The 15527-nt window shown below is 65.7% G+C and carries 19 protein-coding genes; 13 read left to right on the top strand and 6 right to left on the bottom strand.

Annotation, left to right across the window (positions count from 1 at the left end; translation table 11 throughout):
- Positions 1 to 59: 59 nt before the first annotated feature.
- From JQ639_RS07220 to JQ639_RS07205, 4 genes are read right to left on the bottom strand one after another with little or no spacing between them, the layout of a single operon-like run.
- The gene (locus JQ639_RS07220) at positions 60 to 491 is read right to left on the bottom strand and encodes a DUF1801 domain-containing protein (RefSeq protein WP_211965379.1); all 432 of its coding nucleotides are present in this window, start codon (positions 489 to 491) and stop codon (positions 60 to 62) included.
- Positions 488 to 727, bottom strand: coding sequence for a hypothetical protein (locus tag JQ639_RS07215; protein WP_211965378.1), 240 nt, complete (start codon positions 725 to 727; stop codon positions 488 to 490). Before JQ639_RS07215 ends, JQ639_RS07220 begins: the two co-directional genes overlap by 4 nt.
- 47 nt (positions 728 to 774) lie before the next feature.
- Entirely contained in the window at positions 775 to 1206 is a 432-nt protein-coding gene (locus tag JQ639_RS07210; protein WP_211965375.1) for an SRPBCC family protein, read from the bottom strand.
- Entirely contained in the window at positions 1203 to 1526 is a 324-nt protein-coding gene (locus tag JQ639_RS07205) for an ArsR/SmtB family transcription factor (RefSeq protein WP_211965374.1), read from the bottom strand. The genes JQ639_RS07210 and JQ639_RS07205 overlap by 4 nt, the downstream gene beginning before the upstream one ends.
- Positions 1527 to 1768: 242 nt before the next feature.
- Here JQ639_RS07205 and JQ639_RS07200 point away from each other — a divergent pair, with 242 nt between their 5' ends.
- Complete coding sequence (locus JQ639_RS07200; protein WP_211965373.1) at positions 1769 to 2617, top strand: hypothetical protein; 849 nt, start codon at positions 1769 to 1771, stop codon at positions 2615 to 2617.
- 17 nt (positions 2618 to 2634) lie between these two features.
- Here JQ639_RS07200 and JQ639_RS07195 read toward each other — a convergent pair whose 3' ends face one another.
- Positions 2635 to 3639 (bottom strand): MBL fold metallo-hydrolase, encoded by a 1005-nt coding sequence (locus tag JQ639_RS07195; protein WP_211965371.1) that lies wholly within the window; start codon positions 3637 to 3639, stop codon positions 2635 to 2637.
- The gene (locus JQ639_RS07190; RefSeq protein WP_211966507.1) at positions 3636 to 3983 is read right to left on the bottom strand and encodes an ArsR/SmtB family transcription factor; all 348 of its coding nucleotides are present in this window, start codon (positions 3981 to 3983) and stop codon (positions 3636 to 3638) included. Before JQ639_RS07190 ends, JQ639_RS07195 begins: the two co-directional genes overlap by 4 nt.
- 235 nt (positions 3984 to 4218) lie before the next feature.
- Here JQ639_RS07190 and soxC point away from each other — a divergent pair, with 235 nt between their 5' ends.
- From soxC to JQ639_RS07130, 12 genes are all read left to right on the top strand, one after another.
- A complete protein-coding gene (gene soxC / locus JQ639_RS07185; protein WP_211966506.1) occupies positions 4219 to 5493 on the top strand; it encodes a sulfite dehydrogenase in 1275 nt (424 codons plus the stop codon).
- A complete protein-coding gene (locus JQ639_RS07180; protein ID WP_211965369.1) occupies positions 5477 to 6163 on the top strand; it encodes a c-type cytochrome in 687 nt (228 codons plus the stop codon). The genes soxC and JQ639_RS07180 overlap by 17 nt, the downstream gene beginning before the upstream one ends.
- Before the next feature lie 133 nt (positions 6164 to 6296).
- Positions 6297 to 6587 (top strand): sulfur oxidation c-type cytochrome SoxX, encoded by a 291-nt coding sequence (gene soxX / locus JQ639_RS07175; RefSeq protein ID WP_249123076.1) that lies wholly within the window; start codon positions 6297 to 6299, stop codon positions 6585 to 6587.
- A gap of 73 nt (positions 6588 to 6660) precedes the next feature.
- Positions 6661 to 7182: a thiosulfate oxidation carrier protein SoxY gene (soxY, locus tag JQ639_RS07170; RefSeq protein WP_211965365.1), complete on the top strand. Its 522-nt coding sequence runs from the start codon at positions 6661 to 6663 to the stop codon at positions 7180 to 7182.
- A 16-nt stretch (positions 7183 to 7198) separates the two neighbouring features.
- On the top strand, positions 7199 to 7510 hold the full coding sequence (gene soxZ / locus JQ639_RS07165; RefSeq protein ID WP_211965363.1) for a thiosulfate oxidation carrier complex protein SoxZ: 312 nt from the start codon (positions 7199 to 7201) through the stop codon (positions 7508 to 7510).
- A 250-nt stretch (positions 7511 to 7760) separates the two neighbouring features.
- Positions 7761 to 8546 carry a sulfur oxidation c-type cytochrome SoxA gene (gene soxA / locus JQ639_RS07160; RefSeq protein WP_249123075.1) on the top strand — a complete coding sequence of 262 codons (786 nt, stop codon included), beginning with the start codon at positions 7761 to 7763 and terminating at the stop codon, positions 8544 to 8546.
- 179 nt (positions 8547 to 8725) lie between these two features.
- Positions 8726 to 9037 (top strand): hypothetical protein, encoded by a 312-nt coding sequence (locus tag JQ639_RS07155; RefSeq protein WP_211965359.1) that lies wholly within the window; start codon positions 8726 to 8728, stop codon positions 9035 to 9037.
- Between the two features lie 424 nt (positions 9038 to 9461).
- Complete coding sequence (gene soxB, locus JQ639_RS07150; RefSeq protein ID WP_211965357.1) at positions 9462 to 11213, top strand: thiosulfohydrolase SoxB; 1752 nt, start codon at positions 9462 to 9464, stop codon at positions 11211 to 11213.
- A gap of 394 nt (positions 11214 to 11607) precedes the next feature.
- A complete protein-coding gene (locus tag JQ639_RS07145; RefSeq protein WP_211966505.1) occupies positions 11608 to 12006 on the top strand; it encodes a DsrE family protein in 399 nt (132 codons plus the stop codon).
- Positions 12007 to 12040: 34 nt separating this feature from the next.
- Positions 12041 to 12517 (top strand): DsrE family protein, encoded by a 477-nt coding sequence (locus JQ639_RS07140; protein WP_211965355.1) that lies wholly within the window; start codon positions 12041 to 12043, stop codon positions 12515 to 12517.
- A 219-nt stretch (positions 12518 to 12736) separates the two neighbouring features.
- Positions 12737 to 13234, top strand: a complete 498-nt coding sequence (locus tag JQ639_RS07135; RefSeq protein WP_211965353.1) for a GlcG/HbpS family heme-binding protein — start codon at positions 12737 to 12739, stop codon at positions 13232 to 13234.
- A 165-nt stretch (positions 13235 to 13399) separates the two neighbouring features.
- Complete coding sequence (locus JQ639_RS07130; protein WP_211965351.1) at positions 13400 to 15481, top strand: methyl-accepting chemotaxis protein; 2082 nt, start codon at positions 13400 to 13402, stop codon at positions 15479 to 15481.
- Positions 15482 to 15527 lie beyond the last annotated feature (46 nt).

The raw sequence follows: 15527 nt of genomic DNA, 5'->3' as shown, positions 1-15527 counted from the left end.
GGCATCACCGGGCCGGTGTCGGCCGCGTCCCGGTGATGCCGGCGCCGTGCACGGCCTGATCAGCGCTTCGTCTTCGATGCGTTCAGGGTAGCTGCGGCACGGATGAGGGCCTTCAGCGCCTTTGCGTTGATCTTCTCGCCCTCGCGGACGTCGATGGCGCGGCGCGTGTTGCCCTCGAGGCTGGAGTTGAACAGACCCGACGGGTCCGCCAGGGCCGCGCCTTTCGCAAACGTCATTTTCACGACGCTCTTGTAGGTCTCGCCGGTGCAGATGATGCCGTCGTGAGACCACACGGGGACGCCACGCCACTTCCACTCCTCGACGATGTCGGGGACGGCCTCCTTGATGAGCGCGCGGAGTTCGCCGAGCATCTTGCCGCGCCAGTCGCCGAGCTCCTCGATGCGCGCGTCGATCAGGGACGACGCATCTGCCGCCGGCACGGCCTTCGCGCCGTGCTTCGTTGTCTTCACAGGCGTTGCCGCTTTGGTCATGGGCGTTGTCCCGCGTGCGTCGCTTCGCCGGCCGTGGTGCGCGACGGCGCGATATATGGTCGTGCGAACAGGTAGAGGCCGCTGAGCAGCATCAGCACGAGCGGGAACAGGGCGAGGAGCCCGACCCAGACCGCTTGTTTCTCCTGCACCATGGCGATGATGTTGGCGATGGCGGCGACTGTGAAGGTGATGGACAGCCAGCGGTGTGCCTGTCGAATCCGGGCGTTCCAGTTCAAGGGAATCTCCTCCGAAAGATGGGGGGTGATGGATTTGCCTGTGGACGTCAGTCCGTCCGCGCCACGACCTGCTCGAGGTCGGTCAGGAATTTCTGCCAGCCGAACCGGGCGCCGCCGTGCGCCTGCTTCTGATCGGGCCGGAAGCCGGCTTGCTCGACGCGCAGAAGAGTCCCGCTGCCTGTCGGAGTGAGGGTGAAGGTCACCACGCTCTTCAGATCGAAGGCGGCATCGTCGTGCGCGTGATCCCAGGTGTAGGACAGCGTGCGGTGCGGTTCGATGGCGAGGACTTCGCAATCCAGCACGCCGCCCCATTCGCCGCGCAGGTTGAAGCGATGGCCGACCACCGGCTTGAAGTCGTTCTTCATCAGCCATTCCTGGATGAGATGGGGCTGGGTCAGCGCACGCCACAGCTTTTCCGGCGGATGCGGCATCTCGCGCTCGACGACGACGGTGCGCGTTTCGGTCGACGTATTGCTCATTGGTCCATCCGTTTCAGCAGGTCTTCGAGATCGTCGAGCCGGTTTTCCCAGAAACCGGCCATCTGGTTCGTCCAGTCGATCAGCGGCGTCAGCGCACGGAGTTGCGCGCTGTAGTGCGTCTGTCGGCCGTCCTGGCGATCACGCACGAGGCCGGCCTGTTTCAGCACGCCGAGATGCTTGGACACGGCCGGTTGCGAGACCCCGGCGCGGGCCGTGAGGGCGCCGACCGTCTGCTCGCCTTCGCGGCACAACCGCTCGAAGATCGCCCGCCGCGTCGGGTCGGCGAGCGTTCGAAAGAGCACATCGTGGGTAGCTGACATATCCCGATCAATAACTCAGTGGTTATTAATCAATCTATAACCGGTGAGTTATGATTGAGTCAAGCGGGTCGGCGAGGCGTGACGGCCGTCGAGGGGAAGGTCCCGGCATTTCGGCACCGGTAACGTTTTGCTTCGGTGCTCCATAACGGCGGATATGCTCACACAAGAGCGGCTAAACGATTCGGCGCTCAGATCCGAATGGGTGAGCTTTGGTCCTCTATCGGCCGCCGGAGCATAGCATCATGGTGGTATCCAGCGCCCCTGTAGCAAAAGGCTATTTCGACGATAGCCAAACCAATGGTGAGGTTTGGGCGATTGGAGGCTACGTCGGCAGTTTCTATCAATGGAAAGCATTTCAGCAGCTCTGGCCGGAGGTTTTAGCCAAACACGGTGTGCCCTACTTCCACATGCGGGAAATGCAAAAGCCAAACGGCGTCTATGCCAAATGGTATCCGGAGAAAGAGCATCGCCAAGAGGTTGCGAGCTTTATGGGCGATTTGGCTGAAGCCATTAAGGAGAGCAATCTAGCGGGCTTCGGTTGCTTGGTTCGCCTCAAGGACCTTGAGCGCTTCAATGTCGAAAAGAGTTTGAAGCTCGAACCTTACGCGCTGGCGGCGTATGGCTGTATGGTGCTGGTTGGCAAGGATTATTGTGGGCACACAACCGAATTGATCTTCGATCACGTCGAAAAGGTTCAAAAGAAGCTGGACACGGCGCAGAAGTACGCGGAGTCCGATAGTTTTAATGGCGCTCAGGGCATCTTCGATCAGCTTGCAGCCAACGGACTGCCGGAACAGCTGACGTTTAAGGATGTTCCAGCTCTTCAAGCCGCTGACTTCTGGGTTTGGGAGCTCCGTAAGAATCATCTCCGGATGAATGAATGGTGGTCCTTAGAAGATCGCCCGCAGGAGTGGGGTGATGAGCAATGGAAGCATATGGAGCGCTGGGTTGCAGACAAATACGGGAGTTTTGAAGCAGCTACGCGCAAGTCAGCTCAGGCGCTTCTTTCGCATCCGAATTTTACATGCATGATTTGGCACTATCAGGAGCTCTGCGACGCGCATCAATCCAGGGGAGGTGTTTGGCCCTAACGCCCTAGGTGCATCGCTCACTTCTTGAACTGGGCGCCTTCCAGCTCGATGTAGATGCGATAGGCGTTGCCGCGGTTGTTGGCATCGAACGCCGGAAATTCCTTGTACTTCGACCAGTCGGTGTCGCGGTAGGCGGTGTCGAAGTCGGTCCAGTTCTCGACCGCCTTGCCCATCGCCGCGCGCACATAGGTGATGTAGTCGCGGGTGAAGGTGATCGCCTCCTTCGCCGCGGCCGACGGCTTGCCGTGGCCGGGGATGACATAGCTCGGCTCCAGTTTGAGCACGGTGTCGAGCGCCCTGAGCCATTGCGCGGTGTCGACGTCGTCGCCGTTCATGAACGGGATGCGGCTGTTCTGCACGATGTCGCCGGCGAACAGCACGCCGTCGGGTTCGACCATCATCATGATGTCGCTGCCGGAGTGCGCGGGGCCGGCATAGATCAGCGAGAAGCGCTTGCCGCCGACCATCAGCGTCGCGCGGTCGTCGAAGGTGATGTCCGGCGGCACCACGCGGGTGTCCTTGTTCACCCACGGGTAAAGCGCGCCGCGGCGCTGGTCGAGGCGCTGTGCCGCGCGCTCGTCCTGGGTTTCGTCGTTGTCGCGGTATTCGGTGGCGCGATCCTGCGCGACGATCACCGCCGGCGAATGATCCTTGAACGCCTGCAGGCCGTAGATGTGGTCGGCGTGGTAGTGGCTGGCAACGACGAAGCGCACCGGCTTGTCGCTGTGTGCGCGGATGTCGGTCAGCAGTGCGAAGCCGAGGCTCGGCGTGCCCAGCGCGTCGAACACCACGACGCCGTCGTCGGTGACGACATAGCCGGCGTTCGAGGTGTTGCCCTCGTTGGCCGATCCCGGCACGCCGGGATTGCCGATGCTGTAATACACCGGCTTGCCGGGCACCTGCTGGATGTCGAGCGGCCGCGTCAGCGGCGCGTAGGCCGCCGGGGTCTCGGCGCGCGTCGGTGCCTGCGTCAGCGCGATGGCGGCGAGCGCGGCGAGCAGCGGAGCAGGACGCAATTTCATGCCATATCGTCGCAATAGAGTTTCTTCAGCGTCTTGATCAGCTTGGCGACGCGCGGGTCGGCGATGCGGTAGTAGATGTGCTGGGAGTCGCGGCGCGTGGCGACGAGGCCGTCGGCGCGCAGCTTTGTCAGATGCTGCGACAGCGCCGACTGGCTGAGGTCGACGGCGGCGACCAGTTCGCCGACGTTCATCTCCTTGCGCGTCATCAGGTAGCACAGGATCAGCAGGCGGTTGGCGTTGCCAAGCAGGCTCATCAGCCGCGCGGCGTCGGCCGCCTGCCGCGCCAGCTCCCGTCGCTCGCTGTCCTGCGCCGCGCGCGCCCTGGCTGCGCGGGAGGTCTGCATGTCCATGATGGTCTGCCCCGGTCGCGGCCGTCGTGCGGTTCCGTTTTGCTGCGATGCACGATGCCGCTGTGAAGTCTATCAGCGTCCACTACTTTAGCATTGACTAATTTAGCAGTCATCGATACGCGAGAGAGAAAGATTTCAAAAGCGCCGCCGATCGGAAAAGATTGCTGGCGAGGGAGGGAGCGTGTGGAGCAAATTCTTGCGCGGGCTCACCGCGGGCGGTGTCTCCGCGATGCGCGACGACAATGGCGCCGTTCGCCTGGTCGGGCGGCGTTCGCTGCTGAAAACCTCCGGCGCGCTCGCCGCCGGCCTGCTGTTGCAAGGCGGTGCGGCCGAGGCCGGCGAGGATCCGCCGGCGCCGCCGGCGGATGCGCCCTGGTCGCAGTCGCTTGGCGCCGGCGTCGTCGACCGGCCCTATGGCCGGCCGGCGGATCAGGAGGCCGGCGTCATCCGCCGCAACGTGCCCTGGCTCACCGCCGGCATGGAATCCTCCGTCAGCTTCTCGCCGCTGCAGGATCTCCACGGCATCATCACGCCGAACGGCCTGTTCTTCGAGCGTCATCATGCCGGTCGTCCGGATGTCGATCCTGCGGCGCATCGTCTGATGATCCATGGCCTGGTCGAGCGGCCGCTGCTGCTCACCATGAAGGACATCCTGCGCTATCCCTCGACCTCGCGCGTCCACTTCATCGAATGTCCGGCGAATGGCGGCATGGAGTGGCGTGCTGCCCAGCTCAACTCGCTGCAGTTCACCCATGGCATGGTCAGTTGCGCCGAATGGACGGGCGTCAAGCTGTCGACCCTGCTCGCCGAAGTCGGCCTCAAGAAGGAGGCGAAGTGGCTGCTGGTCGAGGGCGCCGACGGCGCTCACATGACGCGCAGCCTGCCGCTCGACAAGTGCCTCGACGACTGTCTCGTGGTCTATGCCCAGAACGGCGAGGCGCTGCGTCCGGAGCAGGGGTATCCGCTGCGTCTCGTCGTCCCCGGCTGGGAAGGCAACGTCAACATCAAGTGGCTGCGCCGCATCAAGGTCGGCGATCGCCCTTGGTACTCGCGCGAGGAGACCTCCAAGTACACGGACCTGATGCCGGATGGAAAATCGCGCGGCTTCACCTGGGCGATCGACGCCAAGTCGGTCATCACCTTCCCGTGCCCCGAAAAGCCGCTGAGTGGCCCAGGGCTCTATGAGATCCGTGGTCTCGCGTGGACCGGCGCCGGCAAGGTGCGCGAGGTGCATGTCTCCGTCGACGGCGGCGTCAACTGGCAGAAGGCGGAGCTCAAGGAGCCGGTGCTGTCCAAGGCGCTGACGCGCTTCACGTTGCCGTGGCGCTGGGATGGCCGGCCGGCGCTGCTCGAGTCCCGCGTCATCGATGAGACCGGCTATGTGCAGCCGACCATCGCGGAGCTGCGCAAGGTGCGCGGCGTCAATTCGGTCTACCACAACAATGCGATCCAGACCTGGCAGGTCAAGGCGGACGGGAGCGTGTTCGATGTCCAGACCGCGTGAGCTGTCCTTGCGCCTGTTCGCCGGTGCGGCCATCGCCGGTGTGCTGCTGGCCGGCGGCGCGGCGAGGGCGGGTGAGCCGCAGCCGTTCGGCTACGGCCGCGCGCCGACCGCTGCCGAGATCGCCGGCTGGGACATCGACGCCCGTGGCGACGACGGCAAGGGGCTGCCGCCCGGCAAGGGCAGCGCGACACGTGGTGCCGATGTCTTCGCCGAGCAGTGCGCGGTGTGCCATGGCACGTTCGGCGAGGGCGAGGGGCGTTTCCCCAAGCTTGTCGGCGGCAATGGAACATTGACCGGCGAGAGGCCGGAGCCCACGGTCGGTAGCTACTGGCCGTTCGCGGTCACGTTGTGGGACTACATCAACCGCGCCATGCCGATGCCGACGCCGCACACCTTGTCCGCCGACGATGTCTATGCGCTCACGGCGTACATCCTCAGCCTCAACAACATCGTTCCCGACGACTTCGTGGCGGACAAGGACAGCCTGCCGCGGGTGAAGATGCCGAACCACGACAGCTTCACCTGGACCGATCCGCGTCCGGATACGCAGACCGCGCCGTGCATGACGAAGTGCGTCGATCCGAAGACCGTCACCGTCGTCTCGACCGCCGAGGGGCGCAACCTGACACCGCGCACCACCGGGCCGCTTGACGACATGCAGCCAAAGTGATCCGAACAGGGCCGACGATCGTGAAAGGCGGGTGGACATGAAGGGGATGCGGATATTGGTCATCGCAGCGGCGTTCGTGGCGACGACAGTCGCGCACGGCCAGTCGTCGGCCCAGCCGCAGGCGGCGAGCAAGATGCCGGCCTGGGTCGAGCCGTCGGCCGCCGAGGGGCGCGCGCTGGCGTTCGACCGCGGCAAGGGCAATTGCCTGTCCTGCCACGAGATCAAGGGCGGCGAGCTGCCCGGCACCATCGCACCGCCGCTCAGCGACATGAAGGCGCGCTTTCCGGATCGCAACGAACTCGTTGGCATCGTCACCGACGAGACACGGCGCAACCCGCAGACAGTGATGCCGCCGTTCGGACGCAACCTCATCCTCACCGACAAAGAGATATCGGCGGTGGTCGATTTTCTCTACACACTCTAGGCCAGACAAACCGCAACCAGGGATCGCATACCGGCCGTAAGCCGGGATCGAACAACTCACCGGGAGAGAACCGATGTCCACCCTGAGATCCAGCCTGACAAGGACGCTGTCCGGGGGCGGCGCGCGCGCCTCCCGCCGCACGGTGCTGCGTGGCGCGGCACTCGCCGCGTTGTTCGGTATCGGACTGAACGCGATGAGGGCCGTCGCCGCTTTTGCGGCCAACGCGGCCGGCTGGCCGGCTGATGCGTTCAAGCAGAAGTCCGACGCCGACGCGCTGAAGTCGCTGTACGGCAAGGCCGCCGAAGTGTCCGACAAGGTCAAGCTGGAAGCGCCGGAGATCGCCGAGAACGGCGCGGTGGTGCCGATCAGCGTGTCGACCTCGCTGCCGAATGTCACGTCGATCGCGATCCTCGTCGCCGAGAATCCGAATGCGCTGGCGGCCTCCTACAGGATTCCCGAGGGAACAACGCCCGCAGTGTCCAACCGCCTGAAGATGGCCAAGACCAGCAACGTGATCGCGGTGGTCGAGTCCGGTGGCAAGCTGTTCAGCGCCACCAAGGAAGTCAAGGTCACCGTCGGCGGCTGCGGCGGCTGAGCAGGGGAGAGACATCATGGCATCGACCATCCGCGTACGCGCCACCGCCGGCACCGAGACCACCGAAGTCCAGGCGCTGATCCAGCATCCGATGGATTCCGGATTCGTCAAGGACGCCAAGGGCGACTTGATCCCGCCGCACCACATCGAGACGGTGACCTTCGAGACCGGCGGCAAGGTGGTGTTCACCGCCCTGTGGGGCCCGGCGGTGTCGAAAGATCCGTTCGTCAAGTTCGCCTTCAAGGGCGGTGCCAAGGGCGACGATCTCAAGATCACCTGGGTCGACAACAAGGGCGCGACCGACACGCTGACGGCCAAGATCGGCTGACGAGCCGGCGTGCCCGCGGCCGCTGCATGCCAGCGGCCGCGGGCGAGCCTTCCTCCTCAGGGTGAGAGGGCGCGTCGGCGCCGTTTCGAACCAGGAGGCCTCATCCTTCGTGGCGCGGGCTTTTCCCGCCGTTGCGGGACGGGGATCATGATCAGCGAAGGGAGAAACAATGGTGCGCAACGTCGCGATGCTCGCAACGATCGCCGCCGTGGTGGCCGGGTTGGCGGCAGGTCTCGTTCTGCGCCCGGCGATGGCGGTCGACAAAACGACGCCGGAGCAGGAGTCCAGGGCGTTCCGCGAGTTTTTCGTCAAGAAGTTTCCGAAGGTGCCGCTCGACGATTTCGTCAACGGCCCCTATTCGATGAACGAGGACATGCGCAAGCAGTGGATCGAGAAGGAGGACTTTCCGCCTTACGATTTCGCTGTCGACCGCGGCAAGGAGCTGCTGGCGCAGCCGTTCAGGAACGGCAAGTCGCTCGCCGACTGCTTTCCCAATAAGGGGCTCGGCATTCGCCAGGACTATCCTTATTTCGACAAGGACAAGGGCGAGGTGGTGACGCTCGAGCTTGCGGTCAACCGCTGCCTCGAGGCCAATGGCGAAGCGCCGTACTCCTATGTCAAGGACGACATGGCCGCCGTCACCGCCTACATGGCGATGACCTCGCGCGGCAAGCCGTTCGCAATCAAGATTCCGGACGATCCGCGCGCGCTCGAAGCCTACGAGGCCGGCAAGCAGTACTTCTACCAGCGCCGCGGCCAGCTCAACTTCTCCTGCGCGAGCTGTCACATCCAGAGCCCGGGCGAGCGCATTCGCGCCGAGGTGCTGGCGCCGGCGCTCGGCATTCTCAACGCCATGCCGATCTATCGCTCCGAATGGGGCGGCATGGGCACCATCAGTCGCCGCTTCACCACCTGCAACAGCCAGGTGCGGGGAACGCCGCTGGAGCCCCAGGCGCCGGAATACCGCAACCTCGAATACTACCTGTCCTATCTCGCCAACGGCCTGCCGATCTCCGGCCCCGGAGCGCGGCCATGAGGTGTGCGGCCAAGAGCTATGTGCCTCATCCTGAGGAGCGGCCGTTTGGCCGCGTCTCGAAGGATGAGGCCCGGGCCTCATGGTTCGAGACGGCGCTGGCGCGCCTCCTCACCATGAGGAGGGGAGCACGTGCAGGAGGGGGCGGGCGCATCGATGCCTTCACCGGGAGAAACACCGCCATGCTGCGATCCGCTGTCGTGATCCTCACCGTCGCGCTCGGCCTCGGGCTGTCGCCGCTGCATGCGCAGGCGCCCGACGCCGCGTACAAGGCGGCGCTTGCGGATGCCGTCGCCACCAACAAGCGTGCCGGCGAGCTGCGCAACCAGTGGACGCCGACCGACGCCGCGCTCAACGCCGCCCGCAAGGCCGGCGAGGCCGGGGACTTCGACAAGGCGACTGCGCTTGCGAAGGAAGCCAAGGCCCTCGCCGAGGCCTCCATCGCCCAGGCGCTGCGCGAGAAGGATGCCTGGCGTGACGCGGTGGTGCGTTGAGTTTTGATGGCGCCGTTCGTCGCTTGAAGCGTCGGGCGATGCAGCAGCCTGATCACGGCCATGCGTCTCCCTACATGGAGCGTCATCACCGGGCTTGACCCGGTGATCCATCTGATTGGCCGTGCGTCGAGGACGACGCTGGAGGGCCGGGTCGAGCCCGGCCATGAGGAAGAGCGGACTTAGCTTCTGGTGAGGCTCTTGATCCGTCACCCTGTGGTGGTCCCGCGGAGCGGGACCCTCGAAGGGCGACGGCCCGGGTTTCCTGGACATTGGCCGTTCATCCTTCGAGGCTCGCGGAGCCTGTCATCGGGCCGCGCTTTGCGCGGACCCGTTGGCTCGCACCTCAGGATGACGGGGAGGGCGTGGTGGTCGAGGACGACGAATGACTGACAACCCAAAGGCTATCGGATCAACGAGGACCCCCATGCCGCTTCACCGACGTGATCTTCTGAAGGCCGCGCTGGCTACGCCGGCGGTGATCGGGTTGCCGCGCTTCGCCGCTGCCGCGGACGGCAGCGACATCTACGATCTCGCGCCGTTCGGCTCGGCGCGCATCCTGCACATGACCGACACCCATGCGCAGCTCGTGCCGGTGTATTTCCGCGAACCGTCGATCAACATCGGCGTCGGCGCCATGCGCGGCCGCCCGCCGCATCTCGTCGGCGAGGCCTTTCTCAAGCAGTTCGGCGTGGCGTCCGGCAGTGCGGACGCCTACGCCTTCACCTTCCTCGACTTTGCGGGCAGTGCGAAGCGCTTCGGCCGCATGGGCGGCTTCGCCCATCTCAAGACGCTCGTCGATCGCCTGCGCGCGGCGGTGCCGGCGGGACGCTCGCTGCTGCTGGACGGCGGCGATCTCTGGCAGGGCAGCGGCCTCGCCAACGCCATGCAGGGCGCCGATATGGTGCAGGCCGCCAACCTCCTCGGCATCGACGCGATGACCGGCCACTGGGAGTTCACCTACGGCGAGAAGGTGCTGCGCGACAATCTCAAGGCCTTCAAGGGCGAGTTTCTGGCGCAGAACGTGTTCCTCACGGAGGAAGCGGCGTTCAACGACGCCGAGGCTTTCGACAAGGATACCGGCCGCGTCTTCAAGCCGTATATCATCCGCGAGATGGGCGATCACCGCGTCGCCATCATCGGCCAGGCCTTTCCCTATGTGCCGATCGCCCATCCCAGGCGCTTCACGCCGGACTGGACGTTCGGCGTGCGCGACGACGAGCTGCAGAAGCTGGTCAATCGCCTGCGCGACTCCGAGAAGGTCGATGCCGTGGTGCTGCTGTCCCACAACGGCATGGATGTCGATCTCAAGCTCGCCAGCCGCATCACCGGCATCGACGTCATTCTTGGCGGCCACACCCACGACGCCGTGCCGCAGCCGGTCGCGATCAGCAATGCTGCGGGCCGGACGCTGGTCACCAATGCCGGCTCCAACGGCAAGTTTGTCGGTGTGCTCGATCTCGACCTGCGCAAGGGCGGCGTCAAGGACGTGCGCTATCGCCTGCTGCCGGTGTTCAGCGAGCGGCTGAAGGCCGATGCCGATATGGCGGCGCTGATCGCGAAACTGCGCGCCCCCCATGCGGCGGCATTCGACACGCAGCTCGCCACCGCTGACCGCCTGCTGTTCCGCCGCGGCAACTTCAACGGTTCGATGGACGAACTCATCTGCGACGCGCTGCGGACGGGCCTCGATGCCGAGATCGCGCTGTCGCCGGGCTTCCGCTGGGGGCCGACGGTGCTCGCGGGGGCGCCGCTCACCATGGGCGATCTGCTCGGTCAGACGGCGATGACCTATCCCGAAGTCTACGTGCAGCCGATGACCGGCGAGCAGCTCAGGGCGGTGATGGAGGATGTCTGCGACAACCTCTTCAATCTCGATCCGTATTACCAGCAGGGCGGCGACATGGTGCGTCTCGGCGGCCTTGCCTACAGCTGCGCGCCGGCGGAGACCGTCGGTCGGCGCATTTCCGACCTCAGGCTTGCGAGCGGCGCGGCGGTCGAAGCCGGCAAGACTTACAAGGTCGCCGGCTGGGCATCGGTCAACGAGCAGAAGGGCGCTGCGGTGTGGGACACCGTCGCGGCCTATCTGTGCGCCGGCAAGCCGTCGGCGCCGGCCGGCAAGCCCTCCGTGACCATCAGCGGTGTGGCCGACAATCCCGGCTATGCGGCGCAAGGGTGAGAGGGACGGGGCGGGTTCACAGGCGGTCGATTACGCTTGAAGCGACAAATTCGTGTGGGGGCAAGATGCGTGCGATCTCCCTCTGCGTCATCACCGGGCCGGCGCGGAGCGCCGAGACCCGGTGATCCAGCTCTCGTGTGTTCGGCGCAAGCTGGATTGCCGGGTCAAGCCCGGCAATGACGAGGAGAGTGTGAAACGCTCTGCCATGGCACTGCAGGCCGAAACACCGTAACCTGTTTCGAGCAGGTGCGCGGACGGTGACGATAAAATGCAGGTGACGTTCATGTTCGATGTGACAACCAGTGCCCACCTTCTGCTCCGGCAGACGCTTGTCGATCTGCGATCCGGCCTCGCACCGGCGGCGGTCGTCTTCGCGCTGGGCCTCGCGACAGTGATGCCCGCTGCCGCCCAGAACGTGCCGCCCCTCGACAAGCCGTTCGCCGAGCACAAGCTCGCGCTGCAGCTCTCCGACAGCGATCCGAAGAAGGAAGGCCTCGTCATCAGCGTCGCCTACAACCTTCTGAAGTTCTACGGGCCGGACAAGGTGGCGATCGAGGTCGTGACCTTCGGTCCGGGCATCGATCTCCTGAAGGTCGACAACGCCAACCGCACGCTGGTCGACAGCCTGGTGGCGCAGGGCGTACGCTTCGATGTCTGCGGCAACACGCTGGACACCATTGCGCGCGACAGCGGCAAGCGCCCGGACATCAATCCGCATGCGGTGGAGGTCGAGGCCGGCGTCGCCCAGCTTCTCACATTGGCCGAAACCGGCTACACGGTGGTGCGCCCCTGACGAACGAAGCACGGGCCACGGGGAGGAGAGAGCGATGGGAAGACTGATCAGGGCTGCGGCCGGCCTGCTCGCGCTGTGCGGCCTTGCGCTGGCGGCCTCCGGCGCGCTGGCAGCCGGCGAGGCGAAGAGCGAAGGCAAGACCCACCGTGTCGCGATCCAGGTTGATCAGAGCGATCCGGCGGTGATGAACCTGGCGCTCAACAACGCTGCCAACATCATGGAATACTACAAGGGTAAGGGTGAGGACGTGCAGATCGAGGTCGTCGCCTACGGTCCCGGCCTCAACATGTTCCGCGACGACACCTCGCCGGTAAAGGACCGCCTTCGCGAAATGTCGGAGTTCGCCTTTCCCTCCCAGGTGAAATTCTCCGCCTGCAACAACACCAAGGAAGGCATGGAGAAGCGCGAGGGTCATCCCATCGCCATCGTGCCGCAGGCGAGCCTCGTTCCGTCGGGCGCGGTACGCCTGATGGAGCTGCAGGAACAAGGCTGGACGTATCTCAAGCCGTGAGAGCGCTGCTTCCGTCATCCTGAGGTGCGAGCAGACTCGAGCCTCGAAGGATGAACGGCCGAGGAGTCGCCTGGGAATACGGACTTGTGGCGAGTGGAGTGCTCGATGATCGCCAGTGCGGGCCGTCGCCATTCGAGGGCCGCGCCATGCGCGGCCACCTCAGGGGACGGATCGCGAGATTCTGTTCCGCTCTTCGAGCCTGATATCAAGGACGCTCTGATGAAAGCTCCGCTGTTCGCCGCCGCTCTGGTCTTCACCGCTTCGCTTGCCCCTGCGCGCGCCGAAGACGCCACCGTTACTTACAAGTCGCTGTCACCGGACGTGGCGCTCGAAGCCGCGCAGGCGGCGCTGAAGCGCTGCCGCACCGATGGCTATCAGGTGGCGGTGGTGGTGCTCGATCGTTTCGGCGAACCGCAGGTGTTGCTGCGCGATCGCTTTGCCGGCCTGCCCGCATCGCGCACGGCGACCGACAAGGCCTGGACCGCGCTCGGCTTCCGCGCCGACACCGCCGTGCTGTCGAAATCGGTCCGGGATGGCCAGCTCGATGCGCGGCTCGGCAGCCTGCCGCGTGTCACCTTCCTTGGCGGCGGCCTGATCGTCGAGGCCGGCGGTACGCTGCTCGGCGCGATCGGCGTGTCCGGCGCGCCAGGGGGCGACAAGGACGAGGCCTGTGCCCGCGCCGGCCTCGACGCGATCCGCGACAGGCTCGACTTCTAGCCCGCTCGCTTTCCGTCCCGTCGCTGCGGCCGGCCTTGCGCAAGGCTGGCGTATGCACGGCCGCGTGCCCGGATTGCGCCGCATCCATTAGCCGGGATTTAACGACTGATCCTTACAAATTTACCAGAAGTTTAACGACCCTGTCGGCCTCAACTGGAACTTGTGATGCGCATCAGGACTCTCTTCACGCTCTGCATGTCGGCACTTGCGGTGACCACCGCGGCGCTCGGTCTCTACCTGCTGGCCGAGGCCGTGACCCAGTACCGGACGGCTGGACGCATTGCCGAGGTGGTCGAGGTTCGCAGCCGCCTGCTGTCGCTGATGGAGAAGATCGCCGCCGAGCGCGTCGCCATGCTCGACAGCCTGGTCGCACCGGAGCCGGTCAACGATCAGGGCAAGGCACGTATCCGCACCGCCGCGGAGGCGACCGACGGGGTGCTTGCCGCGGTCGAGCAGAACATCGCTGCCGCGGCGTCACCGACCACCGCACGGCAGCTCGACATCCTGCGTAAGCTGCGTGCATCGCTTGTCAATTGGCGCGGCAAGGTCGCCGATACCAACATCAAGCCGCCGGCGGAGCGCGATAGCCAGTTGTTCCCGACCGTGCTTACCGCGCTCGGCGCCAAGGCCTCCGCCGACCTCGACGAGGCGATGGATCTCGGCGACACCACCGCGCTGCTGCAGGATGCGGCGGTGCTCGACCTCACCGAGCTGGCGCGCCGCGCCTGGCAGATGCGGGTGTTCACTGCCGGCCGCACCGGCCCGCTGCTGGTGGTGATGAACGCCAGGAAGCCGTTCAGCCCGGCGCTGCTCGAAAGCATCAACGGTGTCGATACCTCGATCAATCTCAACTGGAATGCGGTCGACTCCATCGTTCGCCGCCTCGCCGGCACGGCCGACCTGTCGGCGATCGCCGCCCAGGCGCGCAAGGCGATGGACGACACCATGCCGATGTACCGCGAGGTCGTCGATGCCGGCCGCAAGGGCGGCAGCTACACCATGGAGCCGGTCGTGTTCGGCAATCGCCTGGTCGATGGCGCGTTGGCATCGCTCAAGCTGCGCGATGCCGCGCTGCAGTTCGCCCGCGACCATGCCGCGGCGAACGCGCGCTCGGCGGCGATCAGCATCGCGGTGATGTCGGCGCTGGTGGTCCTGCTGCTGCTCGGCACGGTGTTCGCGCTGAGCCTGCTGACCCGCCGCATCGTCTCGCCGGTGGTTGCGATGACCGGCGCGATCGAGCGCATCGCCCGCCACGACTACGCCGTCGAGGTGCCGGCGCGCGACCGCAGCGACGAGATCGGCCGTATGGCGGTGGCGATGGAAGCGCTCAAGCAGGGGGCGATCGAGGCCGAGGCGATGGCTCGCGCCCAGGAGAGCGAGCGCGGCGCCAAGGAACGTCGCACCGCGAAGCTCGACGCGCTGCTGACCGATTTCGAAAGCCGCGTCGGCAGTCTTGTCGAGCGTCTTGCGGCGTCATCGACATCGCTGGAGACGACCGCGCGGGGCATGAGCTCCAACGCCGCCGAGAACGGCCGCCAGGCCGAGGCCGTCGCCGGCGCCGCGGCGCAGGCCAGCGCCAACGTCGAATCGCTTGCCGCCGGCGCCGAGGAACTCAGCGCGTCGATCGGCAACATCTCCAGCCAGGTGGCGCAGACTGCGCAGATGGCCGGTACTGCGGCGAGCGAAGCCAGCCGTACCGACCACACCGTGCGGGCGCTCGCCGATGGCGCGCAGCGCATCGGCGACGTGGTTGGTCTGATCACCAGCATCGCGGCGCAGACCAACCTGCTGGCGCTCAACGCCACCATCGAGGCCGCGCGCGCCGGCGACGCCGGACGCGGCTTCGCGGTGGTCGCCGCCGAAGTCAAAACGCTGGCGCAGCAGACCAGCAAGGCCACCGATGACATCACGGCACAGGTCGCGCAGATCCAGGATGCGACGCGCGATGCAGTCGCCGCGATCCAGAGCATCACCTCGGCGATCGGCGAGGTCAGCTCGACAGCCAGCAACATCGCCCATTCCGTCGAGCAACAGGGCGAGGCGACGGCAGAGATCGCGCGCAACACCCAGCAGACTTTTGACGCCGTGCACAAGGTGACCAGCACGATCGGCGGCGTCAGCCAGATCGCCGGCAGCACCGGCGCGGCGGCCCAACATGTTCTCGATGCCGCCGGCGACCTGTCACGTCAGGCCGAGGATCTCGCCGAGCGCTTCAAGGGCTTTGTCGTCGAAGTCCGCGCCGCCTGACGACAGCGAGCCGCGTGCGCCCCGTCGTCGAGGACCGCTCCATCGG

Origin of the sequence: Bradyrhizobium sp. U87765 SZCCT0048 (genome assembly GCF_018131225.1) — a bacterium.
In the GTDB taxonomy this organism is placed as follows: domain Bacteria; phylum Pseudomonadota; class Alphaproteobacteria; order Rhizobiales; family Xanthobacteraceae; genus Bradyrhizobium_A.
This window is presented reverse-complemented; position numbering and strand designations above follow the sequence as displayed.

Excerpts from the sequence above, each read along its gene's own strand:
- soxC (WP_211966506.1), top strand. The coding sequence starts at position 4,219 with ATGCGCGACGACAATGGCGCCGTTCGCCTGGTCGGGCGGCGTTCGCTG.
- JQ639_RS07220 (WP_211965379.1), bottom strand. The coding sequence starts at position 491 with ATGACCAAAGCGGCAACGCCTGTGAAGACAACGAAGCACGGCGCGAAG.
- JQ639_RS07180 (WP_211965369.1), top strand. The coding sequence starts at position 5,477 with ATGTCCAGACCGCGTGAGCTGTCCTTGCGCCTGTTCGCCGGTGCGGCC.
- JQ639_RS07130 (WP_211965351.1), top strand. The coding sequence starts at position 13,400 with ATGCGCATCAGGACTCTCTTCACGCTCTGCATGTCGGCACTTGCGGTG.
- JQ639_RS07205 (WP_211965374.1), bottom strand. The coding sequence starts at position 1,526 with ATGTCAGCTACCCACGATGTGCTCTTTCGAACGCTCGCCGACCCGACG.
- JQ639_RS07200 (WP_211965373.1), top strand. The coding sequence starts at position 1,769 with ATGGTGGTATCCAGCGCCCCTGTAGCAAAAGGCTATTTCGACGATAGC.
- JQ639_RS07190 (WP_211966507.1), bottom strand. The coding sequence starts at position 3,983 with ATGCAGACCTCCCGCGCAGCCAGGGCGCGCGCGGCGCAGGACAGCGAG.
- soxZ (WP_211965363.1), top strand. The coding sequence starts at position 7,199 with ATGGCATCGACCATCCGCGTACGCGCCACCGCCGGCACCGAGACCACC.
- JQ639_RS07145 (WP_211966505.1), top strand. The coding sequence starts at position 11,608 with ATGCCCGCTGCCGCCCAGAACGTGCCGCCCCTCGACAAGCCGTTCGCC.
- JQ639_RS07155 (WP_211965359.1), top strand. The coding sequence starts at position 8,726 with ATGCTGCGATCCGCTGTCGTGATCCTCACCGTCGCGCTCGGCCTCGGG.
- JQ639_RS07140 (WP_211965355.1), top strand. The coding sequence starts at position 12,041 with ATGGGAAGACTGATCAGGGCTGCGGCCGGCCTGCTCGCGCTGTGCGGC.
- JQ639_RS07135 (WP_211965353.1), top strand. The coding sequence starts at position 12,737 with ATGAAAGCTCCGCTGTTCGCCGCCGCTCTGGTCTTCACCGCTTCGCTT.
- soxA (WP_249123075.1), top strand. The coding sequence starts at position 7,761 with ATGGCGGTCGACAAAACGACGCCGGAGCAGGAGTCCAGGGCGTTCCGC.
- soxB (WP_211965357.1), top strand. The coding sequence starts at position 9,462 with ATGCCGCTTCACCGACGTGATCTTCTGAAGGCCGCGCTGGCTACGCCG.
- soxY (WP_211965365.1), top strand. The coding sequence starts at position 6,661 with ATGTCCACCCTGAGATCCAGCCTGACAAGGACGCTGTCCGGGGGCGGC.
- soxX (WP_249123076.1), top strand. The coding sequence starts at position 6,297 with ATGCCGGCCTGGGTCGAGCCGTCGGCCGCCGAGGGGCGCGCGCTGGCG.
- JQ639_RS07210 (WP_211965375.1), bottom strand. The coding sequence starts at position 1,206 with ATGAGCAATACGTCGACCGAAACGCGCACCGTCGTCGTCGAGCGCGAG.
- JQ639_RS07195 (WP_211965371.1), bottom strand. The coding sequence starts at position 3,639 with ATGAAATTGCGTCCTGCTCCGCTGCTCGCCGCGCTCGCCGCCATCGCG.